The organism is Parasphingorhabdus sp. (assembly GCF_036964675.1).
Lineage (GTDB): Bacteria > Pseudomonadota > Alphaproteobacteria > Sphingomonadales > Sphingomonadaceae > Parasphingorhabdus.
Genome location: NZ_JBALTF010000164.1, coordinates 1 through 598 on the forward strand (window position 1 = coordinate 1; position 598 = coordinate 598).

Sequence of the window (598 nt, forward strand, 5' to 3'; positions counted from 1 at the left end):
CTGACCCGGCTGGAGGTCGACAGCATCGGCCTCGACGCGATGGACCGGCGCTACCTCTACATGATTGCGGATATCTACAAAGGTGGCCCGGTCGGTGTGGAGACGCTGGCGGCAGGCCTTTCGGAACCGCGTGACACGGTGGAAGAGGTGATCGAGCCCTATCTGATCCAGCTCGGCCTGATCGCCCGGACCGCGCGTGGCCGGACGCTCAATGACCGGGGGTGGAAACATCTCGGACTGAACCCTCCTGCGGGGAAAGAAGTGGGCGGAGAATTGTTTGACTGATCTGTCGTCCCAGCGAAGGCTGGGGCCTAACCCGCCTTGGTTTGAGTCGGGATATTGGTTTGGATCCCAGCCTTCGCTGGGATGACGAGCTAACCCAATTGCTCCGCCGCTGCCCAAGTAGCATGGGTGCCGCTTGATATCCGATGCGGCAATATGATTGTGCAGACCGGGCCTGCCGCAAGATCCTTCGCATCGATGATGATACATTCCGACCGGTCCTGCGCCATGTCGGTGATAAAGCTGATCAGATAGCCGTCATCCTCTGGTTGCGCGTTGGCGCGCGGGATGAACGGGGCTTCAGAACCGAATCTTC

The 598-nt window shown here is 60.2% G+C and carries 2 protein-coding genes; one reads left to right on the forward strand and one right to left on the reverse strand.

Features of this window, described 5'->3' with window-relative positions; translation table 11 throughout:
- Positions 1-285, forward strand: a 285-nt coding sequence (locus V7665_RS13740; protein WP_335665090.1) for a Holliday junction DNA helicase RuvB C-terminal domain-containing protein, incomplete at its 5' end; no start/stop codon positions are given.
- An 89-nt stretch (positions 286-374) separates the two neighbouring features.
- Here the strand turns inward: V7665_RS13740 and V7665_RS13745 are convergent.
- Positions 375-598, reverse strand: a 224-nt coding sequence (locus V7665_RS13745; protein ID WP_335665091.1) for a carotenoid oxygenase family protein, incomplete at its 5' end; no start/stop codon positions are given.